The sequence below is a fragment of the Pseudomonas hormoni genome, assembly GCF_018502625.1.
Lineage (GTDB): Bacteria > Pseudomonadota > Gammaproteobacteria > Pseudomonadales > Pseudomonadaceae > Aquipseudomonas > Aquipseudomonas hormoni.
In genome coordinates this window covers 760,023-784,988 of record NZ_CP075566.1, presented here as the reverse complement: position 1 = coordinate 784,988, position 24,966 = coordinate 760,023, and the positions used below count along the sequence as shown (strand labels likewise).

The following is a 24,966-nucleotide window of genomic DNA, read 5'->3' as shown; positions in this document are numbered from 1 at the left end:
CTCCCCTGCTTGAATCAGGTCGTCAGCCGAAATGTGACTGACGAGTCACAACATACTTCTAAGAAACTTTTTGTCGGTTAGAGAACCCTCAGGTTCCGCCTCAGACCGGCAGACTGCCCGCCAATAACAATACCCGTCGACCGGACTGCAATGGATCGACATGGGCCTCCAAAATTCCAGGCGTATGCCTACCTGTCACAAAGCTCGTGCAATCTCATTTGCGCGCATACCCGCTTGCCAGGAGTCTTATGACATGAGGCCAGAAATCGCTGTGCTGGATATACAGGGTCAGTATCGGGTTTACACGGAGTTCTATCGCGCAGACGCCGCAGAGAAGACCATTATCTTGGTCAACGGCTCGATGGCCACGACTGCGTCGTTTGCACAAACCGTGAAAAACCTCCACCCGCAGTTCAATGTGGTCTGCTACGACCAGCCCTACGCGGGCAAGTCAAAAGCCCACAACCTGCATGAGAAATTGCTGACCAAGGAAGTCGAAGGGCAGATCCTCCTGGAGCTGATCGACCACTTCGCCGCCGAACACGTGCTGTCGTTTTCCTGGGGTGGCGCCGCGACCCTGGTCGCCCTCGCCCAACAACCGCGACGGATCGAAAAAGCCGTGATCAGCTCGTTCTCCCCGGAGATCAACGCGCACATGCTCGACTACCTCGAGCGCGGTGTGGACTACCTCGGCAGCCGTGACGGCGACCGGGTCGGCAACCTGGTGAACAGCACCATCGGCAAACACCTGCCGACCCTGTTCAAGCGCTTCAACTATCGCCACGTCAGCAGCCTGGCCGATCATGAATACGGGCAGATGCACTTCCACATCAGCGACCTGCTGCACAGCGACCGCGAGTGCTTCCTCAAGGCCTCGGAAAAAATCAACGTACCGGTGCTGTTCATGAACGGCGAATGGGACGAATACACCGCCGCCGAAGGCGCGCGACTATTCGCCAATCGCGTGCAACACGCCACCTTCACGACGCTGGATGCGACGGGCCACTTTCTCGACATGGAACACAAAGCCGCCTGCCGAGACAGTCGCAATGCGCTGCTGGGTTTCCTGAAACCTGAGCAACAGGCAAGCCGACCGCGTTACCACTACGTCCAGGACCACCATGCATTCGCAATCTGAAACAGCGTCATCGCGAGCAAGCTTCGCAGCCTAACGCCGTACTGTAGGAGCGAGGCTTGCCCGCGAACGACCGTCACCCGGTCCGATGTCTTGTTTCACCTGCGCTAAAGCCATCCCGCGCAAAGAAAAACTTCATTTCCACGCGCACATCTGGTACAAAGTCAGCCGCTCTGAGCGGGTGTCGTATAATGGCATTACTCCAGCTTCCCAAGCTGATAACGAGGGTTCGATTCCCTTCACCCGCTCCAATCGAATTTTGGTCTCACGTTAAGATGGTTTTGACGGGGATGTAGAAAGAAAAAAACCGGCCCATGTGGCCGGTTTTTTTATGCCCGTCGATTGAGCTACAGGAGCGCTTCAAGGGGTGTGGCAAAACCCTGCAATATAGAAAACGCCTCATTTGCGGCCATCTCCGAACTCTATCCTCACGCCCTCCTAGACTCGTTTTTCACACCACCTTTCCATCGGCGCCGAGAAGGCTCAGTGGTTATAGTGTTGATCATATAAATTCAGTAGGTATAGTAACCACCTAAGCACACCACACGGAGGTGATGTGAATAGCCGATTTTTGATAAGCCAAATTGTTGCGGATGGCTGGTATCTGGTGCGTATCAAGGGCAGTCATCATCACTTCAAGCACCCGACCAAACCGGGGCTGGTGACAGTTCCTCATCCAAAAAAGGACCTGCTCAAAAAAACGGCCTTGAGTATTTTGCAACAGGCGCTGCTCTGACGATTTCAAAGCTCAGCGCCTCAGAGGACAGTGAAAATGCTTTACCCGATTGCGATTTCAATGGGCGATAACGAACACGCTTGGGGCGTAGAAGTACCGGATATTCCAGGGTGTTTCTCTGCAGGTGAGGATCTTGATGATGCGATGGCCATGGCTCGTGAAGCCATTGAGGGCCATTTCGAAATTCTTGCCGAAGACGGTTCACCGATTCCACCTGCAAACAAAGTCACTTTGCATGCGGCCAATCCGCATTACGCAGGTTGCACATGGGCGGTGGTGGACATCGATGTTACCAAGTACCTGGGCAAAGCCCAGAAGCTGAACATCACCCTGCCGGGGTACCTGCTCAACCGCATCGACGAATACGTATTGCATCACCCGGAAGAGAAAAGCCGTTCAGGTTTTCTGGCATCGGCAGCACTGAAGGTGTTGCAGGAGAGCTGATCTCCTTGTTTCCAAACTGCAAAAACCGGCCCCAGCGGCCGGCTTTTAATGGATCGGATTTAGTGACGCGGCATTCACTTCTCAGCTCCGACTGTTTTCAATTCCCGCCGCTCGTCAGCTGTCCAGCACGCGCTCTCCAGCCTGCCTTCCAATAAGTACATCCCTCGCACAGAAGGCTTAAGCATGAACACCAAAATCGCTGCTCTGACGCTTGCGGGCCTACTGTCCTCCTGCTCGTTCTACGCGATAGCGGCCGAGAAGACGACGACAGGAAATGCCGTTCCTCCTGCCGCACTTCCCGGTCTTAACCAGGGGCAAGGAGCTGAATCAAACAAGGAGAAGGCCAGCAAAAAGGGCGAGGAGTCTTCGGGTGCAAATTCCGGGGCCGATTCGAAATCGCTGGAGAAAGACTCAGGTTCTTCGCACAAGGCGGAGGAGTACCAGAAAAAACAACGTGAGAGCCACCCTGGAGGCGTTAAGCAACCGGCCTCGTGAGCATCCTTCGCAGTTCAACGCTGAAATTAGCGTTTTTCCATGAAGTTGGTGTTTTGTTAGCGTTTTCGTTGCCCAATTAAAGGATTAACCGTCACTGACACCGAGGGCCAATGCCCATTCTCCGGGGGTTTAAGCGAGGCAGCATGCGGAAAAGGCAAGCTCCTACACGACTCTGGGAATTGTCCGTAGACTTGCGCATTGCTGTGCCTTTGTCATGAGACCTATAGTCCGAGCGCGCCCAAATGGCGTATTGGGTTTGGCGACTCGATGACTGGCACAGAAGCCTCCGAGAATTTCTCGGAGCGCTTTTGAACGCACTTGGCTGCCTCTTTTTTGGTGGCTGTGCGTGGGAGACCCCAGGGTCTGCCGGTTTTGCCATGTCCCGGTTCGCCAACCCACGTACAGCTACCACCCTATTGTTTGGCGACGATTGAGTGGTAGGTCTTCCCTCCGATATGGTGATCACTCATGAATGACTACATGGCTTTAACCAGCAACGCCGACGACCTCCCCACGTTCTACGTCAACACCACCCAACCGCTGCATTCCCTTCTCAGCTCCGCCCGTTACAGAATCGGCGCGGTGACGCAGGTCTTGGAAAATCTCGCGATGCGCGGAGAAATCTCCACCGATTCGGTGATTCTCAGCGACTTCGCAATGCTCTGCAGCATCCCCTTGCGCGATGGCTGCGATGTGCTGGATGTCATCGCTCGACGCATGGATGCAGAACCGTCCTGACATCAAAAGGGGCGTCTTTTTGGCGCCCCTTTTGATTCGTAAATCAACCGCTGTGTCGTGAATTTCTTTACCAATTACTGTGGCGAGGGAGCTTGCTCCCGCTGGGTCGCGAAGCGGCCCCAAAACAAGGACTGCTGCGCAGTCCAACGGGAGCAAGCTCCCTCGCCACAGGTTTTTTTGGCGCCCCACGTATATTTTTCGTATAGATCCCCGCAACCCAGTAAAGAAGCAGTAGCGCAGCATCAACCCCGACAAAAAACACCCTAATCTGCCCTCTCACCTTTCACGCAGAGATCAGCATGGACAATTCAGAGTTGGGGATCATGATCATTTCAATGATTGGGTTGTTCGGCTTTGCTTCGTTTCTTTTCGACTACTTGAGTGCCAAACGAAGGGACCGATAACGTTATCCGTCCCTTTTTGGCTCAGCGGGTCGCGACGATGAACAATCGCGGGAACGGCAACAGCACCGAACCATCACTCAGCGCCGGATACGCTTGCTCGATCGCGGCGTGATATTGCTTGAGGTACTGTGCCTTTTCCGCATCATCCAGCGGTTCGAGAAACGGCCGCAAACCGCTGCCCTTGAACCACTCGACCACGCCCGACGCGCCGCCCGCCAGCGGATGATGGTAGGTGGTGCGCCACACGTCGACGCGCGCGCAGTGTGGTCGCAGCATCGAATAGTAATCGCTGGCACTGGCCATTTCCGTGCGTTGCCCGGCGGCGTCCGCCAATTTGCTGGCCCATGGGCCATCGGCAGCCACTTCGCGCATCAGGCGATGGGACGGTTCGTTGAGGTTGTCGGGCATCTGAATGGCCAGGCTACCGCCCGGGGTCAGTCGGGCGGCGAGCGAAGGCAGCAACGTCGCGTGATCGGGCAGCCACTGCAACACCGCGTTGGCGAAGATCACGTCGAACGGGCCGCTGTCGTTCCAGGTGCCGATATCAACGGTGTCGAACTGCACCTGCGGCAAGCGCTTGCGGGCGGCGTCGATCATGTCGGTCGAACTGTCGACGCCGCGCACTGTGGCGCTGGTGAAGCGCTCCACGAGCAATTCGGTCGAGTTGCCGGGGCCGCAACCGATGTCGATGGCCGAATGTGCGTCCACAGGCGGGATCGCTGCGAGCAGATCGCGTGCCGGGCGGGTGCGTTCATCTTCAAAAGCGACGTATTGCTTGGCGGACCAACTCATTGCGTTCTCCTGTCGAATCGTTGTCCGGGCCTGGGCCGACAACCGGTTCGCTACGATACATCGACCCGTGCACCAGCCCTATCCGACTTATGGATGTTCGGAGGATATGTGGGCTGTTTCTTATCGCCAAATCATCGAAAGTCATAACCAGATCGACCGTTCGTCGAGCTACTGGCCAAGCAATTTTGACAGCCTGAATTTCACTTCTATAGTCCAATCGCGGCCCGTCGGAAGGAACCCGAACCCGTCAGTTTGTACTCAAGGAGCAAGGCCAGCTCATGCCCGTGACAGTTGGGTTCCGTCCGTAGTGTTTGCGCAACGACCGCAAGGCAAGCAAGCGTTGTTGTGCCTGGAAAGATGCCAGGCATTCACTATGAACAAGGAGCTTTATTATGTCTCGAGTCACGGATGTACTGGTTTCCATCGACACCGAAACCATTCTGAAAAACTACCCGAACATCAGCAAAAACCCGGCTTCGCCGACGCTGATCGACGTCAATCATGTGTACATGGTGACCAACCAGAACAACGTGGTGAGCGGCCAGGCCGGTGGCGAACTCAACTTGAAAGCGCAGGTGGGCGACCTGATTCGCTGGCGTGAAACCAGCCTGTCGCAGAGCTTCGAGACCGCCGTGATTTTCTACAAATTCATCGGCAATGTCGGTAACGACTTGATCTCCACGCCTACGCCGCGCAAGGCTACCGCTTGCGTTGCGGTACCCAACACCAGCAATCCGTCGGTGCCGAGCTGCCAGAAAGTCGATAACCACTACTGGTCTTCGGAAACCCTGTCCTGCGGCAGTGTGACGTATCACTTCCACTTCCTGATCGTGGACCGCGATTGCAAGATCGTCGGCTGCTGCTCGTGGGACCCGTTCATTACCATCCGTAACTGACGAGCGCCCGGCCCCTTGGCAACGAGGGGCTTTTATCGACTACGTTGCCGCCTCGACAGGAACGGAATGCCTTGCATGAACCGAAGCGGCTGCCGTCATGTGTCACCATCATGAAAGGAATCCATGATGACTTCCGAACCGATCAAATCGCCTTCATCCAGCGTCGCGACTGCAAACAATGTGTTGCTGATCGTTGATGCCGAATCACTGCTTTCACGTTACCCGGAGCCCAGTCTTGAGGCGGAAAATCCGACGTCCATTTCTGATGGCTTTGTCTTCGCCATCAACGGATCACCAAAGCCACAAAATACGATAAATGACAGCTCCATTACGTTGGTCACCGACAAAACCGCGACCTTCCATATCCGTGGCAGAACCGTCAGCTTGCTCGCCGAGCACAGCGTGGTGTTTTACGACATGTCCGTTGGCGATTCCGGCGTACTTTCGACACCTGAACTGGTGGTCCAGGGCGACCTCACTGTGCCAGCACCTGATCCTGAAAACCCGACTGAACCGGGTACTCACCAGGCCGATGATCATTATTGGAAATGCACTCGACTCGCCGCCGGGGTTGAAGCGTGTGAGCTGAAATTCATGCTGATTGATAAAAACTGTGAGGCGTTGGGGTATTTCAGTTGGGTGGTTGAAGTGAGGCTTCAGGACTGAGCAGATCTGTAGGAGCCGTTTTTCATTGAACCTGGAAACGTAAGTAGAATTTTCAACATGCCGTCGCTGTCTGAAATTCAGGCGCATCCAATAAGGAACACGGCTATGAAATTCGCAAAAATCTCGCAGAAACTCGCGTTGTGGGCCGGCAGTCCCAAGACGTTCATGGGGGCGTTGATTCTCATCGGTCTGTGGGGGTTGAGCGGGCCGATTTTTGATTTCAACGACACCTGGCAACTGATCATCAACACCTCGACCACGATCATCACGTTCTTGATGGTGTTCCTGATCCAGAACACGCAGAACCGCGATACCGACATTTTGCATTTAAAAATCGATGAGTTGCTGCGGGTGAACAAGGAAGCGCAGAACGCGATGCTCGGGCTGGAGTCACTCGACCTGAAGCAACTGGAAGCACTGCGTAAACACTATCGCGCCATGGGCGAAAACGAGGTGCATGGTCTGGCGGGGCTGGCGACCAAGGGCAAGCACAAACAGAATCTGAACGACTGCTGAGCACCAACAAAAACGGCGCGTGATGTGAATCACGCGCCGTTTGTTTTAAACACTGAAAACCGGTGCTATCGACCCGCTTGCAGCGCCTTGGCCATTTGCAGATGGTTCTGCAGTTTGGGCAGGGTTTCTTCGGCGAAGGCTTTTATCTCAGGCACATCGGTGGTCTGCGCGGTCTGCTGCAGTTGCTCGATGGCCTCCTGCGTGGTCTTCACCTGACTGGCGGCATAGGCCTGGTCGAAGGTCGCGCCGTCCTGCACTGGCGGCATCAAGGCTTTGGCCTTGTCGACCACCTCTTCCCGTGGCGCCACCGGCAAATCCAGTTGCTTGGCGATTTTCGCCAGGTGCTGGTTGGCGGTGGTGCGGTCGTTGATGACGACGATGGTGTAGTCCTTGACCTCTTTGGATTCGGATTTCTGGTGCGCCAGGCGACTGGCTTCGATGTCGGCCATGCCTTTGGCCGAGGCATCGTTGATGAATTCGGCGGGGGACTGGGCAAAGGCAGTGCTGGCACACAGGCCCAGTAACGTGGCAATACTGGCATTGCGTAATCGGGTGGCCATCCGGCTCATGGTCGCGCCCTCCTCTCTATAAATTCAAACGGGAGCTTTCGCTCCCGCTTCTCAATCAAAACTACGTTCACCACTACTTGGATTTCTGATCGCCTTTGCGGCCCATATCGGGTTTCGCAGGCTCTTTATCGACAGTCGTGGTGGTAGTTTTCCCACCTTTGCGACCGGCTTCAGATGCCTTCGTTCGATCGGTAGCAGTATGTCCCGTGTTCGAGTTTCTTGAGTTAGGCATGATTTTCTACCTCGTGGTATTGATCGCGGCGAGCTGTAGCCCGCATAGAATCTGAATTTCGATCGCTGCAAAGGTTTAGAAAAACTGGGATCGATGCGACGAACGGTGACTGGTTTTCAAGCCCCGTACTGCAAGTGATTCTGGCGTTTGGCGCTGTACATGGCCTCGTCGGCGTGGCGGAACAATTGCTTTTCTTCCGTACCATGCTCGGGAAAATGCGCAACGCCGATGCTCGGCTGGATGTTCAGGCTGTGGCCATCCAGCCGCAGCGGCTGAGCCAGGATCTGTCGGATTTTTCCGGCGACGCTGTCAGCATCTTCCGCAGCCTGAATGCTGTGCAACAACACCACAAACTCATCACCGCCGATACGCGCCACGGTGTCGGTTTCGCGCACGCAGCCTTTCAGACGATTGGCGACTGCTTGCAGCAGCATGTCGCCGACCGCATGGCCGTGGGTGTCGTTGACTTCCTTGAAGCGGTCGAGATCGACATACAGCAGCGCCATGCGCCCGCACTCCGACTTGGCCAGTGTCAGCGAGGCTTTCAGCCGGTCACGGAGCAACTCGCGATTGGGCAGTTGGGTCAGTTGATCGTACTGGGCCATGCGTTGCAGCCGGGCATGCAACTGCTTGCGCTCGATGGCGGTCGCGACCTGGGCGCACACGAACTGCAACAGTTCCTTGTCTTGCTCGGTATAGCGCTCGCCGCCCGCCACGCTTTTAACAATCAGCGCGCCGATGGTGCCGTTCTGCGAGTTCAACGGCACGCCCAGCCAGCAGGGCGAATGCTGGCCGGCAACCAGCAACTCGAAACCTTCCGGGGCGTTGTCCTGATCGGGGGTCAGCAGGATCGGCTGGCCGCTGCGGATCACCTCGGCACACAGCCGTCCAGTGACCGTTCCGGGCTGCTCGGGTTGCTGTTCGTTGTCATCGACGTGGTAAGGGAAATTGAGTTGCGCGCAGTGTTCGTCATACAGCGCGACGGAAAAATTCAACGCTGGCAGCCACTCGCCGATGATCAAGTGAATGCGTTTGAACAATGCCAGCAAATCTTCCGCAGCGTGTGCCGCTTCGGAGATCGCATACAGCGCCGCCTGCCGGGACTCGGCCTGCTTGCGCTCGGTGATGTCGCGGGCCACGGCGATGCGCAGTTGATCGACTTCCGACCAGCGCGCGGACCAGAGGATGTGCACCACGCCGCCATCCTTGCGCAGGTAGCGGTTTTCGAAGTTGAGTTTGGGTTCGCCGCCCATGATCTCCCGCGCAGCGTCGAGGGTGCGCTGGCGATCGGCGGGATGCACCAGATCGATCATCGGCTGGCCGACCAGCTCATCAGGCGTGAAACCGAAAATGCGCTCGCAGGCCGCGCTGACAAAAACAAAGCGACCTTGTTTATCAACCGCGCAAACGGCGTCGAGCAGTAGATCGATGTAACTCGCCAACGGCGCGGAATTTCTGGTTGCCATGGTGCAGAGAGCATGTCCGAACAATGCAGCAAAAAAGAACCATCCCTGACCGGTGATGATGCCGCTGACGCGTCCCTGCGATCAGTTTCAAGCCTTGTTCGGTATCAGCCCCGGCAAGGCATGCGCCAGGGCGTTGATGGCGAAACCGATAAACATCACCCCGCACAGCCGGGTGATCGCCAGTTCATGCCGCTGATACAGGCTGCGCACCTGCCGTGCACCGACGATGCCAATGAGGATAGCGTAGGCGATCAGGCCGCCGACGAAGCTCAGAACGATCAGCCAGGGCAACATCGACCAATGCAGCAACTCTGCACGGCTGGACAACAGCGCCGTAAAAGTCGCCACCGCCACCGGATACGCCTTGGGATTGGTCAGACCGAACAGAATGCCGTGCCAGAACGGTTGCCGCGCCGGGCCCTGCGGCGCTTCGGCGCTGCTGCGTTTGGCCCGCACCGCGCGCAAACCGAGCCAGAACAGATACAGCCCGCTGAGCACGCCCAACACGTCAAACGCCGTACTGCCGATTTCCCGCGCCCCGACAATCGCGATCAGCGCGGTGCTGCACCAGACCACGTCCCCGAGCAAATGCCCGCACAAAAACCCGCCCCTGCCCGCCGCCCACGCGCCGCGCCGATGCCAAACACCGCCAATACGCCCGGCCCCGGGGTGATCCCGTAAATGAAGCCCGCGGCGAGAACGGCCATTAGCAGCGATGGGGTCATCGGGGAAATCCTTTTGAACTATTTGGTGAATGGGCGCAAGTCTATATCAGGTCCCCGGAAATCGACTGACTGATCGTCGAAGAACTTCATTCCCGCATAAGGCCGCTGCCGACAGGCCGCCAGCCGCGACGCCAGATCGCCGACATGGGCTTCGAGCTTGTGGCCGTCCGGGTCGAGGAAGTAGAACGACGCGCCTTCGCTGCGGTTGTCGCGCCATTCCCTGACGTTGGCGGCTCGCAGGCGTTCGACGAATGGAGGGAAGTCGGGGGCGCTGATGCTGAAGGCGTAATGGGTGTAATCGGCGGCGGACTCGGCGTTGCGCAGGGGATCGAGGGAAAGGCATAGCCACAGCCCGGGCAGCGAGAGGTAGGCGCCGCTGTCCCACGAGGCTTCGAGCTGAAGCTGCAGGAGGTCGTGATAGAACGCAACGCTGCGGTTCAGGTCGGTGACGGCGAGGGTCAGGTGATTGAGGCCGGTTAGCATGAGTGATTAACCCTGATCGGTGCGCAGTATTTATATACCTTTGAAACCTTGAGGCACGACGTAGTTTTTACCGTCATATCGAAGCGTCGTCAGCACCGGTTTGGCTGTCAGGGTTCTGGATTCACACGCCTCCCCTTCACCCTTCCCGACTTCGTGGGAGGTTACTGTTTTGACGATCAGATCCGCGTAGCCATGTGAACTGGTTTTGCCGATTTCGAGTGTACGGGTGTGCTGATAAAGCTCTCCGGCGCAATTGCCATCCCATTCACCGCCGTACTCATAGGTGATGAGTTTTTCCAGGACCGGACGTAAGCGGTCGCCTTCTTTCACGTAGAGCGAGAGCAACTTTTCGTTCACAGGATTGACGCGGGACGAGCCATTAAACGTGACACGCACACCAAACGCTCTCAGGTCAGGCGTGAGCTGGTAACGTGCGGTATCGAGTTGCAGGTCTTCAAAGGCGATGGCATCCGACTCAAAAGCCGCTGCCTTGTGATACGTCGCCAGCGGTTTCGAATTGCCCGCCGAGACAACGGCAAGATTGAGGTCGTATTTACCCTGAGGGCCATAGTCGCTCGCTGAATATCCCGACTCGAATTGCGAGAACGCCGTAATCGTCAGCCCTGGATAAGCTGGCCAGTCCTTGCACACCGAATAGCCGAAATCGCCCGCCAGAAACGGTTTCTCGCAAGCAGCCAATGCGTGTGCCGTCATCATCAAACCGCACAGTGCCGAACATCCCATCCATACAGACTTCAATGTCATTCTTTCTTCCTGATGCGCTTCGAATATGAGGTGGTTTGAGGCGGGCACTATCCTTAGCTCTGTAATCTCATTCAATCGATTGTTACGACAGACGAACGGCTGACCGCTCTCTCTATGACGATGTAGTATGTTGTATTACAAACCACTACATCGAGACCATCATGTCCGTCATGTCCTTGCGCCTGCCAGACGAAATCGCCGATACCCTCGCCACTCTTTCCAAAGCCACAGGCCGCAGCAAGTCGTTTCTTGCCGTGGATGCACTGCGCGAATACCTGGCCCGGGAAGCCTGGCAAATCGAAGAAATTCAAAAAGCACTGATAGAAGCCGACGCAGGGGATTTCGTAACGCCTGAAGAAGTGAATGCAATCGCCAACAAATGGATAGCCAATGCGCGTTGAGTGGTTGCGTACTGCATCAAAGAACCTCGATGACGAAGCTGCATACATAGCGATGGAAAATCCAAAAGCTGCAGCAGATTTCGTTCAAGCCATTCTCGCCAGCGTCGATCACCTTGCTCACTTTCCAGCAACAGGTCGTGAGGGTCGTTTGCCTGGCACTCGTGAATGGGTACTGCCCGACCGACCGTATCTGATTCCCTATCGAGTGCGCCAAGGTCGCCTACAAGTGCTTCGGGTCTTTCATACACGACGCCTTCCGCCCACTAATTGGTAGAGATCAGCGAGCGGCAAGGCGGTTATTGCGACCTCATGAAGATCAAAAGTTCGCAGGCTGCGCCAGCTCCTACAGGGATGCGTGGTCCATGCGGGAGCTGGGGTAGCCTGCAATCTTTTAAAACTTGTCGAGCGTGCGCAGTTTCTGCGGCAACCCCCACAACAACAGCGCAACCGCGATCAGCGCGCAGACCGCGATGACATATAGCGCCGGTGTGGTGCTACCGGTCAGGTCCTTGATCCGGCCGACCATCACCGGGCTGACGATGCCGCCGAATTGGCCAAGGGTGTTGATCACCGCGATCCCGCCCGCGGCACCCGCGCCGGCACCGGCCAGCAGTTTCGGCGGCAGGGTCCAGAAGCTCGGAATGGAGGCGATGATCCCGGCGCCGAGCAGGCCCAGCGCAACAATCAGGAAGGTCGTGTGGTTGGCGAAGATCCCTGCGCAGAAGAAGCCCAGCGCGCCCACCGCCACCAGACCGGCAACAAACTTGCGACGCTCACCGGTCGAGTCCGACAACCGCCCGATCACCACCATGCTGATCGCCCCGCAGATGTACGGAATCGCCGTTAGCAAACCGATCATCACCGGGCTCTCGGTGCCGGCGCTGCGGATCAGTTGCGGGGCCCAGAAATTCAGGCCGTAGGACGCCACCTGAATCAGGAAGTAGATCAGGCCCAAGGTCAGGAAACCTGGAATCCGCAGCGCCGCGAGCAACGAGCCGCCGCTCTTGTGCGGTTCATGGTGTGCGATGCGGCTGGCCAGCAGGGTTTTCTCCGACGGCGTCAGCCAGTGGGCGTCTTCGATGCGGTCCTTGAGCAGCGTCAGCACCAGCAACCCGAGGCCGATGCACGGCACGCCGCCGAGCAGGAACAGCCAGTGCCAGCCACGCATGTCCATGAAGCCGTCGAGGTGTTGCAGCACCAGCCCGGAGAACGGTGCGCCGACCAGACCGGCAAACGCCGACGACAGGAACAGCATCGAGGTGATGCGCCCGCGATAGTGCTGCGGGAACCACAGCGTCAGGTAATACAGCACGCCCGGTGCGAAACCGGCCTCCATCGCGCCGATCACGAAGCGCAGCGCGTAGAACTGCCATTCGCTGTTGACGAAGACCATCGCCGCCGTCGCGAGGCCCCAGGACATCATGATCCGTGCGATCCAGCGCCGGGCGCCGACCTTGTACAGCATCATGTTGCTCGGCACTTCGAAGATCACGTAACCGACCACGAACAGCCCGGCGCCGAGGCCGTAGGCGGTGTCGCTCAGGCTCAGGTCGGTCTGCAACTGGAACTTGGCGAAGCTGATGTTGATACGGTCGAAAAACGCAAACAGGTAGCAGACCATGATCAGCGGCATCAGGCGCCAGGCGACTTTGCTGACCAGGGCTTTTTCTTCGTCGTGGCTAACGGACGGGCTCGCGCCCGCCTCCAGTACATTGAGGCTCATGGTGCTTTCTCCAGGCGGACTGCCCTTGGGTGTCCGATTGTTTTTGTTGTCTGGTTGAGGTGCTGCTTTCTGTAGGAGCGAGGCTTGCCCGCGAAGGCGGTTTACCATTCAGCATTGATGGAGACCGACACATCGCTTTCGCGGGCAAGCCTCGCTCCTACAGGGGGGTTGGGTTGGGTCAGGAAGGCACCGGGTGCAAATCGCAATTGCGTCCGGCCTTGGCCAACTGGCCGGGGACTTCGTGCCCAAGCAGCGCGGGTAATCCTCGCGACAACGTCAGCAACAGCGGCAGATCGATGCCGGTGTGAATGCCGATTTCATCGCACAGGTTCACCAGGTCTTCGGTGCAGATGTTGCCCGAGGCGCCCGGTGCAAACGGGCAACCGCCGAGGCCGCCGAGTGCTGCGTCGAAGCGTCGGGCACCGGCCTCGTAAGCGGCCAGCACGTTGCACAAACCGAGGCCGCGGGTGTTATGGAAATGCAGGGTCAGATCCGCTGGCGAAACCCGCTGCAGGACCCGCCTCACCAGCCGATCGACCTGACGCGGGTTGGCCATGCCGGTGGTGTCGGCCAGGGTGATGCCCTGAATCCCGAGCTCCTGATACGCCTCGACGATGTGCAGCACGCGGTCCTCATCGATCTTGCCCTCGAACGGGCAACCGAACGTGGTGGCGATGCTGCCGTTCAGTCGCACCTGGGTGTCCCCCACGTATTGCACGATCTCGCCGAACGCCGCCAATGAGGCTTCGCAACGCATGCGCATGTTGGCCAGGTTGTGTGTCTGGCTGGCGGACATCACCAGGTTCAGCTCGTCAGCCCTCGTCGCCAGCGCCCGTTGCGCGCCTTTGAGGTTGGGGATCAATGCGACGTAAATCACCCCCGGTTGACGGGTGATGCCGTTGAACACCTGCTCGCCATCGCGCAGCGCCGGAATGGCCTTGGGCGACACGAACGAGCCGGCTTCGATGCGGCTGAAACCGGCCAGCGACAGCTGATCGATCAGGGCAATCTTATCGACCGTTTCGACCCAGGTCGGCTCGATCTGCAGGCCGTCGCGAGGGGAGACTTCCTGAACGATCAGGGTCTCGGAAAAATCAGTGATCATTGCACCACCCCTTCAGTTTTCAGGCGTTCGATATCCGACGCCGTCAGGCCCAGGCCCGCGAGAATCCCGTCGGTGTGCTGGCCCAGACTCGGCCCCGACCAATTCACGCCACCGGGAGTTTCGGAGAGTTTGGGGACGATGCCCGGCATCTTCACTTTCGTGCCGCCGGGCAGGTCGGCGCTGAGCAGCATGTCCCGCGCCTGATAGTGCGGATCGGCGACGATGTCGGCCACGGAATAGATGCGTCCGGCCGGGACTTCAGCGGCTTCCAGTGCCGACAGGACTTCGTCGATTGGCAGGCTGCTGGTCCAGTGAGTGATGGCCGCGTCGAGCACATTACTTTTCAATGCACGACCGTCGTTGTGAGCAAACTCCGGCGCTTCGGCCAGATCGCGACGGCCGACGACTTCCATCAAACGCTTGTAGATCGGGTCGCTGTTGCCGGCGATGACCACGTAGGCGCCATCGGCTGTGAGGTAGGTATTGGACGGCGCGATGCCGGGCAATGCCCCGCCGCTGCGTTCACGCACATGACCGAGCATGTCGTATTCCGGCACCAGGCTTTCCATGACGTTGAACACGCTTTCGGCCAGCGACACGTCGACCACTTGCCCGCCACCCTGCCCGGTCTTGACCCGCAGCAGCGACATCAAGGCGCCGATCACCGCGTGCAAGGACGCCAGTGAATCGCCGAGGCTGACACCGACCCGCGCCGGTGGCGAACCGGGGGTGCCGGTGGTGTAGCGAATGCCGCCCATGGCCTCGCCGATGGCGCCGAATCCTGGACGGTCGCGGTACGGACCGGTCTGGCCGTAGCCGGAAATGCGCACCAGGGTCAGGTTGGGATTCAAGGCGTGCAACACGTCCCAGCCCAAACCGAGTTTTTCCAGGGCACCGGGCCGCAGGTTTTCGATCAGCACGTCGGCGCTGGTCGCCAGTTGCTTGACCAGTTCGATGCCTTCGGGGGATTTCAGGTTCAGCGCCAGAGACTTCTTGTTGCGCGATTGCAGGTACCACCACAGCGAGGTGCCCTCGTGCAGCTTGCGCCATTTGCGCAGGGGATCGCCCTGGCCCATGGCTTCGATCTTGATCACCTCGGCGCCGAACTCGGCGAGCATGCGCGCGGCGAATGGCGCAGCGATCAGCGTGCCGATTTCGATCACCTTGATTGCACTCAGGGGGGCAGTCATCGCGGGGTACCTCTGTTGTTCTTGGAATATGCGCCAAGGCTAGAGGAGCGAAGGGACTGGAATCCAACCTTCAGTTGATAACGGGCGTTCGTGAAACGCGAACGCTCCGTGGAAGAATTGCCGCGACCTCAGGTAAGTCTTCGCGGGCAAGCCTCGCTCCTACAGGATATGCGTGATCCCTGTAGGAGCGAGGTTTGCCCGCGATGAGGCCGGCCCAGGCAATGAAGATCTCAGACCTGCCCCCGCAACTGCTCAAACAACATCCGGCTCACCGGCGACAACGCCGCTTCATTACGCACCACCAGAATCAACGCCCGATCCGACCAGTCATCGGTCAACGGCACCGCATGCAACCCCAGCGCCCGGCCAAACAACTCGTAAGCCTTCTGCGGCAAAATCCCGATGCCCATGTTGGCCTGGACCATCCGGCACATCGCATCGAACCCTGGCACATGAATCCGCAATCGCAACACCTTGCCCGCCTGACGCGCAGCGGCGTGGGTGCGCATGTTGATGGAACTGGCGGCGTGCAGGCCGACGTAATCGCTGTCCAGCGTATCGGCGAACGCCAGGCTGGAGCGTCTGGCCAATGGATGATCCGGCAGCATCAGCACCACCAGTTTGTCCTGGCGATACAGCACGCTGTGCAGGCCTTTGACGTCGCTGTCGCTGGAACAGATCCCGAGGTCCGCCACACCATCCAGCACACCTTGAATCACACCGCTGCTGGGACGTTCTTCAAGGTCGGTCTTGACCTGCGGATGACGCTCGGAAAAGTCCCGCAGGTCTTCGGGCAGGAATTGAATGATCGCCGACAGGTTGGCGAGCATCCGCACATAACCGCGAATGCCGTGGCTGTGTTCGCCCAGTTCAAGGCCCATTTTCTCGACGTTGAACAGCATCTGCCGGGCATGGTGCAACAGGGTTTCGCCGGCCGGCGTCAGGGTCATGCCCTTGGCCTGTCGCACGAACAGACTGATGCCCAGCGCCTCTTCCAGCTCCATCAAGCGCTTGCTCGCCGCCGACACCGCGATGGCTTCGCGGGTCGCGGCACGGGTGAGCGTGCCTTCTTCGTGGACGGCGACGAACAGCTGGAGGGTGATGAGGTCGAGGCGGCGGATCAGGCTTTTTTGCAGCATGAGTGGGCTCGATGGTTTCGGCTTGGCTGAGTCGGGAGGATAGCCCGGTTTTCATGCAACTCGGGCAAAGCAATGACCCACAACCTCACGAGGCATCGCCCTACACATTTATCTCTTGTAACACTCAGCTGTACCGGAAACGGCTGATTCAAAGGTCCGGTCCGCACGCTGTACAGTCTGGAACCTACACCGTTTGCTTCAAACCAATGGATCGCTTCGCACTCAAGGAAAGACACGTTCACATGGACCAGAAAGCGCACGCGGCAAACACCTTCACCAACTATCGAAAACTCATCTCGCTAGCCGATCACGACTGGGAGACGGCTGAAACCGGGAAGATTGCAGGGCTTAATGTTGAGGTCAAAAACCCAAACCAGATGGTTGATCAGTTTGGGCGTTCGTTTCACCACTTCTGTACCACGTCCTATTTAGGACTGGATCATCATCCCGCCCTGCTCGATGGCGCCGTAAGTGCCTTGCGGGAAATTGGCACGCTGCGCATTGCCAATTCAAAGAATCGCTGCAAGCTGGCCGTTTTAGAGCAGTACGAAAGTGAACTATCGGAGTTGTTCGGCGCTTACTGTCTGAGCACCCTGTCGTGCAGCGCCGCGAGTGCAGGCATTCTGCCGATGCTCGCCAGCGGCGTATTTACGCAAAACCAGCCTCCGCTAATGGCTTTCGACCGGCTGGCCCATTATTCGATGAACTACTTGAAATCAGCATGCGCGGACGAGACTCGAGTGGTGACGTGTCCGCACAACGACATGGATTTCCTCGAGGACCTGTGTAAACAGCACCCCAAGGTCGCGTATATCGCCGACGGCGCGTACAGCATGGGTGGAATCGCCGACATGAACAGTCTTCTGTATCTGAAAGAGCGCTATGGGCTGTTTCTTTATCTCGATGATTCCCACGCACTGTCCGCTGTCGGAACATTCGGTGCCGGCCTCGTACGCCCAAGAATTCAGGCGTTTGATGATGATTGCCTGATCGTCGCGTCCCTGGCCAAATCGTTCGGCGCCAGTGGCGGGCTGGTGATGCTCGGCAGCGAGCGGCAGAAAAAACTGATTCAACGTTATGGCGGCCCCAGTAACTGGTCGCAAAGCCTGAACAGCGCAGCTATTGGTGCCGGAAGAGCGTCCATCCAGTTGCATCACACGTTGGAATTTGGCGCATTGCAGGAAAAACTGCAGGCTAATATCCAGCTCTTTGACAGCCTTATTCAAACTGGACAACGCGGCAGCAACATGGCGATTCGACTGATTCGCTGCGGTGAAGCGGCGTTGGCAAACAGCGTCGCCATCGAACTGGCCAATCTTGGATACTTTACCTCTGCTGTGTTTTTCCCGGTGGTTGCACAAGGTCGGGCCGCCCTGCGAATCACTTTGCGTGCAGACATGGAGCCATTGTTGATCCAACAGTTTTGTGAGCTTGTGAGCGAACTCTTACACGCTCGGAACATCGGTGATTGAAAACCCAAGGAAGACTCGATGAAGAGCACCACCACCCTCCTCGTCACCTGCAGCACCGTTTTTCTCGCGCAGTTGGGCATGAGCATTTACCTGCCAGCGCTGCCGGAAATGGCTCGACATCTGTCTGCCGACGCCTCACAGGTTTCATGGGGATTGGCGGTGTATCTGATCGGCATGGCGCTGCCGATGCTGTTCTGGGGCAGTCTTGGTCAACGCATTGGCCGAAAACCGGTTCTGCTGGCGGCGCTCGGTCTCTATGGAGTGGGCAACCTTGCATTGCCCTTGGGCCAGACACTCGAATCCTTTCTGTTTTTCAGACTGGTTCAGGGCCTCGGCGCCAGCGGGATTTCGGTCATGGCCAGGGTGTTGATCCGTGACAGTTTTCGTGGCGACCTGTTGGCTAAAGCGCTGTCGTGGCTTTCAATTTCTTTCGTGGTGGCACTGGGGATTGGCCAGTACCTGGGGTCGATCATCCAGGTCGCGTTGGGCTGGCCGGCGATTTTCTACCTGCTGGGCAGTGTGAGTCTGTTGCTGGCGATGGTCGTGGCAAGGGTCACGTTCCCGACGCGGGTGGAAGACAATGTTCAGTCGGCCGCGTGGCCGAGCTACTGGCGCATTCTGCGTGATCGAGCCTTCCTGCTTCCGGCGCTCACCGGCGGGCTGGGTTATGGGGTGATCATCGCGTTCAACACCGCGGCGCCGTTGATTCTGCAAGGACCGTTCAACTGGTCGGCTGTGGAGTACGGGTTATTGGGTTGGCCAATCAGTGCGGCGTATTTCCTGGGGGCCTTGGGGGTCAACGGTTTGGTGTTGCGCACCGGTCAGCGTCGGTTGATGACGGCGGGTGTGGGACTGGTACTGGCCGGTAGTGCGGTGATGTTGCTGGGGAGCATGGCTGGCACTTCGATTGCGCTGCTGTTCTGGTTGCCCTACTGCGTTGCGGTGTTTGGCCAGTCGTTGAATTACCCGATCAGCCTGTCGCTGGCCAACGACGGTTCGCCGGTCGGCGGAGCTTATGCGATGGCGTTGAGCGGGTTCATCCATCAACTGATGGCGTCCGTCATTGGTGGGATTGCCAGTCTGATAGCCAGTCAGCAGGCATGGCCGCTGTCACTGTTATGTACGTTGCTGGCCTTGGGCGCGATGCTCTGCGTGAGGTTTGCGCCCGGCCGTAAAACCGCTTAGAACGCGTTGCGGAAAATCTCCTCGATCTGCCGTTGATCCGCCGCCCGCGGATTGGTCACGCCACAGGCGTCTTTCAAGGCGTTGGTGGCGAGGGTCGGGATGTCGTTGAGCCGGACGCCGAGTTCACGCAGACCGGCGGGAATCTCAACGTCTTTGGCCAGGCCACGAATCGCTGCGATGGCCGCCCGGGCGCCCTCTTCCGGGCTGAAACCGCGGATGTCAGCGCCCATCGCGCGGGCTACATCGGTGAGACGATCGGCGCAGACCATCGCGTTAAAGCTTTGCACATGCGGCAGCAGCACGGCGTTGCACACGCCATGGGGCAGGTCATAGAAACCGCCCAACTGGTGAGCCATGGCGTGGACATAGCCCAGGGACGCATTGTTGAACGCCATGCCCGCGAGGAATTGCGCGTACGCCATGTTCTCCCGTGCAGCCATGTCGCTGCCGTCGCGCACGGCCAGGCGCAGGTTTTGGCTAATCAAGGTGATGGCCTTGAGTGCGCAGGCATCGGTGATCGGGTTGGCGGCGGTGGACACGTAGGCTTCGATGGCGTGGGTCAGCGCGTCCATGCCAGTGGCCGCCGTCAGGCTTTTGGGCATGGCGACCATCAGCGCCGGGTCGTTGACCGACAGCAGCGGCGTGACGTTGCGGTCGACGATGGCCATTTTCACGTGGCGCGATTCGTCGGTGATGATGCAGAAACGCGTCATCTCGCTGGCTGTGCCGGCGGTGGTGTTGATGGCGATCAGCGGCAATTGCGGCTTTTCGGATTGATCGACGCCTTCGTAATCGCGAATCTGCCCGCCGTTGGTCGCGCACAATGCGATGCCTTTGGCACAGTCGTGGGGCGAACCACCGCCCAGCGACACCACGAAATCACAGCGACTTTCCTTGAGCAGCCCCAGGCCGCTCTCGACGTTGGCGATGCTCGGGTTAGGCCTGGCACCATCGAAGATCACCGAGTCGATATCCTGCATTGCCAGTTTCTCGGCAATCATGCTCGCTACGCCGGCCTTGGCCAGCCCCATGTCGGTGACGATCAGTGCCTTGCGAAAACCGTACTTGCCAATGGCGTCCATGGCTTCGTCGAGGCAACCGATGCCCATGATGTTTACCGAGGGGATGAAAAATGTGCTGCTCATGGGCGAATCTCCTGGCGGGGCCGAACCGGTAGTGCCGATTCAACGGGTACCCACAGGATCGACCCATCGATCACACCGGATGTTGATCTGGCTCAAGTCCCGGTCGTGATAAAGTCGCCGCCCATCCGAACTTTTGCTTTTTGAGACGACGACCGCAATGACCGATTTCCAGGATGTCGATGCCCAACTTGAAGACTGGAACGCCTTGCGCGCCACCGCCTCGATCAGCGGCCTGCTGGTGGGCAATGGTGCCAGCCGTGCGGTGTGGGACGATTTCGGCTACGACTCGCTGTTCGAAAACGCCCGCACCGTCGAAGAAAAGCCCCTGAGCCAGTCCGAGCTGAGTGTGTTCGACGCGATGCAGACGCGCAGTTTCGAGCAGGTGCTGGGCGCGCTGAAAACCACCAGCCGCGTGAACAAGGCCCTGGCCGTCAGCTCCGCCGCACCGCGCAATCGCTACTACGCGATCAAGGAAGCGCTGATCAACACCGTGCACGCGGTGCACATCCCGTGGCGACTGGTGGTGCCCTCGACGCTGGCGACGATCAGTCAGGAACTGGGGCGTTATCGGACGGTGTTCACCACCAATTACGACTTGCTCAATTACTGGGCGATTCAACACCAGCCGGATGCCATCACCGACCTGTTCCAGGGTGCCGAGCCGGGGTTTGATCTGAGCGCCACGGCGACCGACAAAACCCGCTTGCTGTACTTGCACGGCGGTTTGCATCTGGTGCGCAATCAGGACGGCACAGCGCGCAAACTGATGTCGACCGAGGGCACGTTGCTGGGCAGTTTTGCGATCAACAATACGATCAAGACGCTGGATGACGTGCCGCTGTTTGTGAACGAAGGGCCGAGCGCGGACAAGCTCAAGACCATTCGCAGTTCGGATTATTTGTCGTTTTGCTATGACCAGCTATTGGGGCATGGCGAGGGGTTGTGCGTCTTTGGCCATGCGCTGGGTGAGCAGGACAGCCACATCGTTCATGCGCTGCGCCAGGCGAAACCGAAGGTGGTGGCGGTGTCGATTTATCCGCGCAGCAAGGCGTTTATCCAGCATCAGAAGCGGCATTACGCAAAGGTGTTTGAGGGGACCGGATCAGAACTGCGGTTTTTTGATTCGAAGACGCATGCGTTGGGGAGTCCGAAGCTCACGGTTCCCGTCGAAGTCTGAAGCGAACACCGGACCTGTGGCGAGGGAGCTTGCTCCCGCTGGGCTGCGAAGCGGCCCCCTGCATTTTTCAGTGAAAACCCACTGGCAGGATTACGACTGCTACGCAGCCGAGCGAGAGCAAGCTCCCTCGCCACAAAAGCTATGCAACTCATTCTTCCGCGCTATGCACCACCACCAGCAACTGCGCCTTAACCTCGCCCACTGACCGAATCCGGTGCGGTTTCTGCGCGTTGAAGTGCAGCGCATCACCGCGATCGAGCAGCACGCGCTCGTTCATGAAATCCACTTCCACCTGTCCTTCGTGGACAAACAGAAACTCTTCCCCCAAGTGTTCCTTGAAGGTTTTGTCCGCGAATTCGAACGGCGGATAGATGATGAACGGCAATAAGCTGCGCTCACTGACCTGATGCGCCAGCACCGCATAGCCGGGGCTTTCATCGTTGGCCGCCAGCGACTGACGCTCGTGGCTGCGCACCAGGCTGTAGCTGTCGAGGCTGACGTTGTCTTCGGAGAACAACTCCTCGACCTTCACGTTCAGCGCCTTGGCCAGTTTCAGCGCGGCGGCAATCGACGGCGTGTTCAGCCCGCGCTCGACTTTCGACAGATAGCTCTTGGTCATGCCGGATTTTTCGGCCAGGGCCTCAAGCGTCACGCCAAGTTTTTTTCTCAGTAATTTCAAACGGATAGACATGTAGAACGATTAATCCATCAAGGAGGCGACGATTTGCCCTTGCCAATGACACAAAGTGTCATATAGCCTCGTTAGTGTCATTTGCATGAAACCACCCAAAGGACACCGATATGGCCAAGACCTTAGCACTACCCAAAGAGCAACTGGTCAAGCAAGCGCTGACCCAGATGCAAAGTACCCTGGCGGATAATACGTGGACCGACCGGCAAAAGCTGGCCCTGACCTGTCGGATTCTGTTCGAGAATGGTCATGACTCCGGCCTGGCCGGGCAAATCACCGCCCGCGGCCCGACGCCTGGCACTTACTACACTCAACAACTGGGCCTGGGTTTCGACGAGATCACCGCGAGCAACCTGCTGCTGGTCGACGAAGACCTGGAAGTGCTTGAAGGCCACGGCATGCCCAACCCGGCCAATCGTTTCCACAGTTGGGTGTACCGCGCCCGGCCGGACGTGAACTGCATCATTCACACGCACCCGACCCACGTCGCGGCGCTGTCGATGCTGGAAGTGCCGCTGCAGATTTCCCACATGGACCTCTGCCCGCTCTACGACGACTGCGCGTTTCTCGAAGGCTGGCCGGGGGTGCCGGTCGGTAATGAAGAAGGCGAACTGATTGCCGGCGCACTCGGCGACAAACGGGCGATCCTGCTTTCGCACCACGGCCAGTTGTCGACGGGCACGACCATCGAGGAAGCCTGTGTCATCGCGCAACTGATCGAACGCGCCGCCAAGTTGCAACTGTTGGCGATGAGTGCCGGGGCCATCAAGCCGATCATTCCGGAGTTGGGTCGTGAAGCCCATGACTGGATCTCGAAACCCAAGCGCCATGGCGCCGCTTTCAACTACTACGCTCGGCAGAACCTGCGTCAACACGCCGATTGCCTGAACTGAACCCACACACTTTCAAGAGGAGCGTCGCCATGTCGACCCCAACGATTCACGGCATCATCGGCTACACCATCACCCCGTTCACCGCCAATGGCGAAGGCGTTGATCTCGACGCGCTCGGGCGTTCCATCGACCGCCTGATCGACGGCGGCGTCCACTCGATCGCGCCGCTTGGCAGCACCGGCGAAGGCGCTTACCTGAGCGACGCGGAGTGGGACCAGGTCGCCGAATTCAGCATCAGGCACGTGGCCAAACGTGTGCCGACCATCGTCAGCGTGTCCGACCTGACCACCGCCAAAGCCGTGCGCCGCGCACGGTTTGCCGAAGCCCATGGCGCCGATGTGGTGATGGTGCTGCCGACTTCCTACTGGAAACTCAGCGAAGCGGAAATCCTCGCCCACTACCGCGCCATCGGTGACAGCATTGGCGTACCGATCATGCTCTACAACAACCCGGCCACCAGCGGCACCGACATGTCGGTCGACCTGATCCTGCGCATCGTCAACTCCGTGGACAACGTGACCATGGTCAAGGAGAGCACCGGCGACATCCAGCGCATGCACCAACTGCAACGGCTCGGCGAAGGTCAGGTGCCGTTCTATAACGGCTGCAACCCGCTGGCACTGGAAGCCTTCGCGGCAGGTGCGAAGGGCTGGTGCACGGCGGCGCCGAACCTGATTCCACAGCTGAACCTTGATCTGTATGAAGCGGTATTGGCCAACGATTTGAGCAAGGCGCGTGACCTGTTCTATCGCCAGTTGCCGCTGCTCGATTTCATTTTGAAGGGTGGCTTGCCGGCGACGATCAAGGCTGGCTTGCGCGCGACCGGGCTGGAAGTGGGCGATCCGCGGTTGCCGGTGTTTCCGCTGGGTGAGGCTGGGCTTGGTCAGCTACAAGGCTTGTTGAAAGCATTGAGCTGATCTCGAAGTTCACAAAAAACCAATGTGGGAGCTAGCCTGCTAGCGATAGCGGCCTGACATTCAACATCTTCGTCGAATGTTAAGCAGCCATCGCTAGCAGGCTAGCTCCCACAGTGGATTCGTATTGGGTTTGAAAGGTGCGATCAGAGCACCGGCAACGTCTTGTCCTTGATCACCGTCGTCGGGCCGTTGGCTTTCACACTCGCGATGCCTTTGTCCCGCGCGGCATCAGAGGAATAGGTTTCGCTGTTGCCGATAATCTCGTGGTTGCCGGCCTTGAGGTTGAAGTACGGCTGACCGTCCTTGGTGGTCTTTTTCTCGTAGCGTTCTTCCAGCGGGCTGTTCTTCTGCACCGAGGCAATGCCGTTTTCGGCGGCGCTGCGGGTGGTGTAGTGCTCGCTGTTCAGAACGGTTTCGGCATTCGCCGCTTTCAGCACGAAGCGAAACTGGCCGTTGCTGGTTTTGCTCAACTCATACCATCCAGACATGGTGCTGCTCCTGTCGATTGATCCCACGAAAGTTGCCTGACAGTAAAGACCGTTCACAGGGTTTATCCACTGCCGGCCAATTTGACGATCATTTGCCACCTGTTCGGGTCGCTGTCCTATTCGTGGTTCACCGACAAACACCGAGGTCAACCTGACGGTCGATAATCTGTTCAACGAAAACTACCGCCCGGCCTTGAGCGGGGATCGGGCGTGGAGCCAGGGGCGCAATGCCAAGGTGAGTGTGACGCGGTTCTTCTGATCCAAGAGTTGCATTGATCTTTCGGACCCCTTCGCGAACAAGCCCGCTTCCACATTTGACCGAGTTGCCCAGATAAACGCGGTCAAATGTGGGAGCGAGCCTGCTCGCGATTGGGTCGG

General features: G+C 58.3%; 28 protein-coding genes, 1 tRNA gene and 2 pseudogenes. 17 read left to right on the top strand and 14 right to left on the bottom strand.

Features of this window, described 5'->3' with window-relative positions; translation table 11 throughout:
- Window positions 1-253 precede the first annotated feature (253 nt).
- The 6 genes from KJF94_RS03615 (at window position 254) to KJF94_RS03590 (ending at window position 3,548) form a co-directional block, all read left to right on the top strand.
- A complete protein-coding gene (locus KJF94_RS03615) occupies window positions 254-1,138 on the top strand; it encodes an alpha/beta fold hydrolase (RefSeq protein ID WP_214381248.1) in 885 nt (294 codons plus the stop codon).
- Between the two features lie 174 nt (window positions 1,139-1,312).
- Window positions 1,313-1,386: transfer RNA gene (locus KJF94_RS03610), tRNA-Gly, on the top strand.
- A gap of 305 nt (window positions 1,387-1,691) precedes the next feature.
- A complete protein-coding gene (locus KJF94_RS03605; protein WP_017336896.1) occupies window positions 1,692-1,871 on the top strand; it encodes a type II toxin-antitoxin system HicA family toxin in 180 nt (59 codons plus the stop codon).
- Between the two features lie 36 nt (window positions 1,872-1,907).
- Window positions 1,908-2,315 (top strand): type II toxin-antitoxin system HicB family antitoxin, encoded by a 408-nt coding sequence (locus tag KJF94_RS03600; protein WP_214381246.1) that lies wholly within the window; start codon window positions 1,908-1,910, stop codon window positions 2,313-2,315.
- 183 nt (window positions 2,316-2,498) lie between these two features.
- Entirely contained in the window at window positions 2,499-2,810 is a 312-nt protein-coding gene (locus KJF94_RS03595; RefSeq protein ID WP_214381244.1) for a hypothetical protein, read from the top strand.
- Window positions 2,811-3,278: 468 nt separating this feature from the next.
- Window positions 3,279-3,548, top strand: coding sequence for a short-chain dehydrogenase (locus KJF94_RS03590; protein ID WP_214381242.1), 270 nt, complete (start codon window positions 3,279-3,281; stop codon window positions 3,546-3,548).
- 425 nt (window positions 3,549-3,973) lie between these two features.
- Here the strand turns inward: KJF94_RS03590 and tam are convergent, their stop codons facing one another.
- A complete protein-coding gene (gene tam / locus KJF94_RS03585; protein WP_214381240.1) occupies window positions 3,974-4,744 on the bottom strand; it encodes a trans-aconitate 2-methyltransferase in 771 nt (256 codons plus the stop codon).
- A 392-nt stretch (window positions 4,745-5,136) separates the two neighbouring features.
- On the opposite strand from tam, the gene KJF94_RS03580 reads away from it, so the two are divergent.
- The 3 genes from KJF94_RS03580 (at window position 5,137) to KJF94_RS03570 (ending at window position 6,822) form a co-directional block, all read left to right on the top strand.
- Window positions 5,137-5,640 carry an inclusion body family protein gene (locus tag KJF94_RS03580; protein ID WP_017336890.1) on the top strand — a complete coding sequence of 168 codons (504 nt, stop codon included), beginning with the start codon at window positions 5,137-5,139 and terminating at the stop codon, window positions 5,638-5,640.
- Between the two features lie 126 nt (window positions 5,641-5,766).
- Window positions 5,767-6,306: an AidA/PixA family protein gene (locus KJF94_RS03575; RefSeq protein ID WP_214384708.1), complete on the top strand. Its 540-nt coding sequence runs from the start codon at window positions 5,767-5,769 to the stop codon at window positions 6,304-6,306.
- Between the two features lie 105 nt (window positions 6,307-6,411).
- Window positions 6,412-6,822, top strand: a complete 411-nt coding sequence (locus tag KJF94_RS03570; RefSeq protein WP_214381238.1) for a low affinity iron permease family protein — start codon at window positions 6,412-6,414, stop codon at window positions 6,820-6,822.
- Between the two features lie 65 nt (window positions 6,823-6,887).
- Here KJF94_RS03570 and KJF94_RS03565 read toward each other — a convergent pair whose 3' ends face one another.
- The 6 genes and pseudogenes from KJF94_RS03565 to KJF94_RS03545 form a co-directional block, all read right to left on the bottom strand.
- A complete protein-coding gene (locus KJF94_RS03565) occupies window positions 6,888-7,391 on the bottom strand; it encodes a DUF4142 domain-containing protein (protein ID WP_214381236.1) in 504 nt (167 codons plus the stop codon).
- 73 nt (window positions 7,392-7,464) lie between these two features.
- Window positions 7,465-7,623, bottom strand: coding sequence for a stress protein (locus KJF94_RS30035; RefSeq protein ID WP_250548216.1), 159 nt, complete (start codon window positions 7,621-7,623; stop codon window positions 7,465-7,467).
- A 116-nt stretch (window positions 7,624-7,739) separates the two neighbouring features.
- Window positions 7,740-9,089: a sensor domain-containing protein gene (locus tag KJF94_RS03560; protein WP_214381233.1), complete on the bottom strand. Its 1,350-nt coding sequence runs from the start codon at window positions 9,087-9,089 to the stop codon at window positions 7,740-7,742.
- 87 nt (window positions 9,090-9,176) lie between these two features.
- A pseudogene (locus tag KJF94_RS03555) lies at window positions 9,177-9,814 on the bottom strand (LysE family translocator).
- Window positions 9,815-9,832: 18 nt separating this feature from the next.
- Window positions 9,833-10,297 carry a fosfomycin resistance glutathione transferase gene (gene fos / locus KJF94_RS03550; RefSeq protein WP_214381231.1) on the bottom strand — a complete coding sequence of 155 codons (465 nt, stop codon included), beginning with the start codon at window positions 10,295-10,297 and terminating at the stop codon, window positions 9,833-9,835.
- A 30-nt stretch (window positions 10,298-10,327) separates the two neighbouring features.
- Window positions 10,328-11,062: a PA3715 family protein gene (locus KJF94_RS03545; RefSeq protein ID WP_214381230.1), complete on the bottom strand. Its 735-nt coding sequence runs from the start codon at window positions 11,060-11,062 to the stop codon at window positions 10,328-10,330.
- Window positions 11,063-11,223: 161 nt separating this feature from the next.
- On the opposite strand from KJF94_RS03545, the gene KJF94_RS03540 reads away from it, so the two are divergent.
- Together KJF94_RS03540 and KJF94_RS03535 are read left to right on the top strand one after the other, a co-directional pair.
- Window positions 11,224-11,463, top strand: coding sequence for a CopG family ribbon-helix-helix protein (locus KJF94_RS03540; protein ID WP_214381229.1), 240 nt, complete (start codon window positions 11,224-11,226; stop codon window positions 11,461-11,463).
- Window positions 11,453-11,737: a type II toxin-antitoxin system RelE/ParE family toxin gene (locus tag KJF94_RS03535; RefSeq protein WP_214381228.1), complete on the top strand. Its 285-nt coding sequence runs from the start codon at window positions 11,453-11,455 to the stop codon at window positions 11,735-11,737. Before KJF94_RS03540 ends, KJF94_RS03535 begins: the two co-directional genes overlap by 11 nt.
- A gap of 117 nt (window positions 11,738-11,854) precedes the next feature.
- Here KJF94_RS03535 and KJF94_RS03530 read toward each other — a convergent pair whose 3' ends face one another.
- The 4 genes from KJF94_RS03530 to KJF94_RS03515 all read right to left on the bottom strand — a co-directional run bounded on the left by KJF94_RS03530 (window position 11,855) and on the right by KJF94_RS03515 (window position 16,620).
- Complete coding sequence (locus KJF94_RS03530) at window positions 11,855-13,186, bottom strand: MFS transporter (RefSeq protein ID WP_214381227.1); 1,332 nt, start codon at window positions 13,184-13,186, stop codon at window positions 11,855-11,857.
- 178 nt (window positions 13,187-13,364) lie between these two features.
- Complete coding sequence (locus KJF94_RS03525; protein WP_214381226.1) at window positions 13,365-14,291, bottom strand: hydroxymethylglutaryl-CoA lyase; 927 nt, start codon at window positions 14,289-14,291, stop codon at window positions 13,365-13,367.
- On the bottom strand, window positions 14,288-15,481 hold the full coding sequence (locus KJF94_RS03520; protein WP_214381225.1) for a CaiB/BaiF CoA transferase family protein: 1,194 nt from the start codon (window positions 15,479-15,481) through the stop codon (window positions 14,288-14,290). The genes KJF94_RS03525 and KJF94_RS03520 overlap by 4 nt, the downstream gene beginning before the upstream one ends.
- Window positions 15,482-15,711: 230 nt before the next feature.
- The gene (locus KJF94_RS03515; RefSeq protein WP_214381223.1) at window positions 15,712-16,620 is read right to left on the bottom strand and encodes a LysR family transcriptional regulator; all 909 of its coding nucleotides are present in this window, start codon (window positions 16,618-16,620) and stop codon (window positions 15,712-15,714) included.
- 242 nt (window positions 16,621-16,862) lie between these two features.
- Between KJF94_RS03515 and KJF94_RS03510 the strand changes: the two genes are divergently transcribed.
- On the top strand, window positions 16,863-18,092 hold the full coding sequence (locus KJF94_RS03510; RefSeq protein ID WP_214381221.1) for an aminotransferase class I/II-fold pyridoxal phosphate-dependent enzyme: 1,230 nt from the start codon (window positions 16,863-16,865) through the stop codon (window positions 18,090-18,092).
- Between the two features lie 18 nt (window positions 18,093-18,110).
- Window positions 18,111-19,277: an MFS transporter gene (locus KJF94_RS03505; protein WP_214381219.1), complete on the top strand. Its 1,167-nt coding sequence runs from the start codon at window positions 18,111-18,113 to the stop codon at window positions 19,275-19,277.
- Here KJF94_RS03505 and yiaY read toward each other — a convergent pair.
- Complete coding sequence (gene yiaY / locus KJF94_RS03500; protein ID WP_214381217.1) at window positions 19,274-20,422, bottom strand: L-threonine dehydrogenase; 1,149 nt, start codon at window positions 20,420-20,422, stop codon at window positions 19,274-19,276. The genes KJF94_RS03505 and yiaY overlap by 4 nt on opposite strands.
- Window positions 20,423-20,579: 157 nt before the next feature.
- On the opposite strand from yiaY, the gene KJF94_RS03495 reads away from it, so the two are divergent.
- Window positions 20,580-21,599 carry a DUF4917 family protein gene (locus KJF94_RS03495; protein WP_214381215.1) on the top strand — a complete coding sequence of 340 codons (1,020 nt, stop codon included), beginning with the start codon at window positions 20,580-20,582 and terminating at the stop codon, window positions 21,597-21,599.
- 148 nt (window positions 21,600-21,747) lie between these two features.
- On the opposite strand, the gene KJF94_RS03490 is transcribed toward KJF94_RS03495, so the two are convergent.
- Entirely contained in the window at window positions 21,748-22,290 is a 543-nt protein-coding gene (locus KJF94_RS03490) for a helix-turn-helix domain-containing protein (protein WP_214381213.1), read from the bottom strand.
- Window positions 22,291-22,400: 110 nt separating this feature from the next.
- On the opposite strand from KJF94_RS03490, the gene KJF94_RS03485 reads away from it, so the two are divergent.
- Together KJF94_RS03485 and KJF94_RS03480 are read left to right on the top strand one after the other, a co-directional pair.
- The gene (locus KJF94_RS03485; protein ID WP_214381211.1) at window positions 22,401-23,183 is read left to right on the top strand and encodes an aldolase; all 783 of its coding nucleotides are present in this window, start codon (window positions 22,401-22,403) and stop codon (window positions 23,181-23,183) included.
- Window positions 23,184-23,212: 29 nt separating this feature from the next.
- Window positions 23,213-24,100 (top strand): dihydrodipicolinate synthase family protein, encoded by an 888-nt coding sequence (locus tag KJF94_RS03480; protein WP_214381209.1) that lies wholly within the window; start codon window positions 23,213-23,215, stop codon window positions 24,098-24,100.
- Window positions 24,101-24,243: 143 nt separating this feature from the next.
- On the opposite strand, the gene KJF94_RS03475 is transcribed toward KJF94_RS03480, so the two are convergent.
- A complete protein-coding gene (locus KJF94_RS03475; protein ID WP_214381207.1) occupies window positions 24,244-24,588 on the bottom strand; it encodes a YegP family protein in 345 nt (114 codons plus the stop codon).
- Between the two features lie 139 nt (window positions 24,589-24,727).
- Between KJF94_RS03475 and KJF94_RS30460 the strand changes: the two are divergent.
- Window positions 24,728-24,847 (top strand): annotated as a pseudogene (locus KJF94_RS30460) (hypothetical protein); the annotation flags it as partial.
- Window positions 24,848-24,966 lie beyond the last annotated feature (119 nt).

What these genes read in the sequence shown, in the direction of transcription:
- KJF94_RS03615 (WP_214381248.1), top strand. Translation starts at nt 254, where the DNA reads ATGAGGCCAGAAATCGCTGTGCTGGATATACAGGGTCAGTATCGGGTT.
- KJF94_RS03600 (WP_214381246.1), top strand. Translation starts at nt 1,908, where the DNA reads ATGCTTTACCCGATTGCGATTTCAATGGGCGATAACGAACACGCTTGG.
- KJF94_RS03595 (WP_214381244.1), top strand. Translation starts at nt 2,499, where the DNA reads ATGAACACCAAAATCGCTGCTCTGACGCTTGCGGGCCTACTGTCCTCC.
- KJF94_RS03590 (WP_214381242.1), top strand. Translation starts at nt 3,279, where the DNA reads ATGAATGACTACATGGCTTTAACCAGCAACGCCGACGACCTCCCCACG.
- tam (WP_214381240.1), bottom strand. Translation starts at nt 4,744, where the DNA reads ATGAGTTGGTCCGCCAAGCAATACGTCGCTTTTGAAGATGAACGCACC.
- KJF94_RS03580 (WP_017336890.1), top strand. Translation starts at nt 5,137, where the DNA reads ATGTCTCGAGTCACGGATGTACTGGTTTCCATCGACACCGAAACCATT.
- KJF94_RS03575 (WP_214384708.1), top strand. Translation starts at nt 5,767, where the DNA reads ATGACTTCCGAACCGATCAAATCGCCTTCATCCAGCGTCGCGACTGCA.
- KJF94_RS03570 (WP_214381238.1), top strand. Translation starts at nt 6,412, where the DNA reads ATGAAATTCGCAAAAATCTCGCAGAAACTCGCGTTGTGGGCCGGCAGT.
- KJF94_RS03565 (WP_214381236.1), bottom strand. Translation starts at nt 7,391, where the DNA reads ATGAGCCGGATGGCCACCCGATTACGCAATGCCAGTATTGCCACGTTA.
- KJF94_RS30035 (WP_250548216.1), bottom strand. Translation starts at nt 7,623, where the DNA reads ATGCCTAACTCAAGAAACTCGAACACGGGACATACTGCTACCGATCGA.
- KJF94_RS03560 (WP_214381233.1), bottom strand. Translation starts at nt 9,089, where the DNA reads ATGGCAACCAGAAATTCCGCGCCGTTGGCGAGTTACATCGATCTACTG.
- fos (WP_214381231.1), bottom strand. Translation starts at nt 10,297, where the DNA reads ATGCTAACCGGCCTCAATCACCTGACCCTCGCCGTCACCGACCTGAAC.
- KJF94_RS03545 (WP_214381230.1), bottom strand. Translation starts at nt 11,062, where the DNA reads ATGACATTGAAGTCTGTATGGATGGGATGTTCGGCACTGTGCGGTTTG.
- KJF94_RS03540 (WP_214381229.1), top strand. Translation starts at nt 11,224, where the DNA reads ATGTCCGTCATGTCCTTGCGCCTGCCAGACGAAATCGCCGATACCCTC.
- KJF94_RS03535 (WP_214381228.1), top strand. Translation starts at nt 11,453, where the DNA reads ATGCGCGTTGAGTGGTTGCGTACTGCATCAAAGAACCTCGATGACGAA.
- KJF94_RS03530 (WP_214381227.1), bottom strand. Translation starts at nt 13,186, where the DNA reads ATGAGCCTCAATGTACTGGAGGCGGGCGCGAGCCCGTCCGTTAGCCAC.
- KJF94_RS03525 (WP_214381226.1), bottom strand. Translation starts at nt 14,291, where the DNA reads ATGATCACTGATTTTTCCGAGACCCTGATCGTTCAGGAAGTCTCCCCT.
- KJF94_RS03520 (WP_214381225.1), bottom strand. Translation starts at nt 15,481, where the DNA reads ATGACTGCCCCCCTGAGTGCAATCAAGGTGATCGAAATCGGCACGCTG.
- KJF94_RS03515 (WP_214381223.1), bottom strand. Translation starts at nt 16,620, where the DNA reads ATGCTGCAAAAAAGCCTGATCCGCCGCCTCGACCTCATCACCCTCCAG.
- KJF94_RS03510 (WP_214381221.1), top strand. Translation starts at nt 16,863, where the DNA reads ATGGACCAGAAAGCGCACGCGGCAAACACCTTCACCAACTATCGAAAA.
- KJF94_RS03505 (WP_214381219.1), top strand. Translation starts at nt 18,111, where the DNA reads ATGAAGAGCACCACCACCCTCCTCGTCACCTGCAGCACCGTTTTTCTC.
- yiaY (WP_214381217.1), bottom strand. Translation starts at nt 20,422, where the DNA reads ATGAGCAGCACATTTTTCATCCCCTCGGTAAACATCATGGGCATCGGT.
- KJF94_RS03495 (WP_214381215.1), top strand. Translation starts at nt 20,580, where the DNA reads ATGACCGATTTCCAGGATGTCGATGCCCAACTTGAAGACTGGAACGCC.
- KJF94_RS03490 (WP_214381213.1), bottom strand. Translation starts at nt 22,290, where the DNA reads ATGTCTATCCGTTTGAAATTACTGAGAAAAAAACTTGGCGTGACGCTT.
- KJF94_RS03485 (WP_214381211.1), top strand. Translation starts at nt 22,401, where the DNA reads ATGGCCAAGACCTTAGCACTACCCAAAGAGCAACTGGTCAAGCAAGCG.
- KJF94_RS03480 (WP_214381209.1), top strand. Translation starts at nt 23,213, where the DNA reads ATGTCGACCCCAACGATTCACGGCATCATCGGCTACACCATCACCCCG.
- KJF94_RS03475 (WP_214381207.1), bottom strand. Translation starts at nt 24,588, where the DNA reads ATGTCTGGATGGTATGAGTTGAGCAAAACCAGCAACGGCCAGTTTCGC.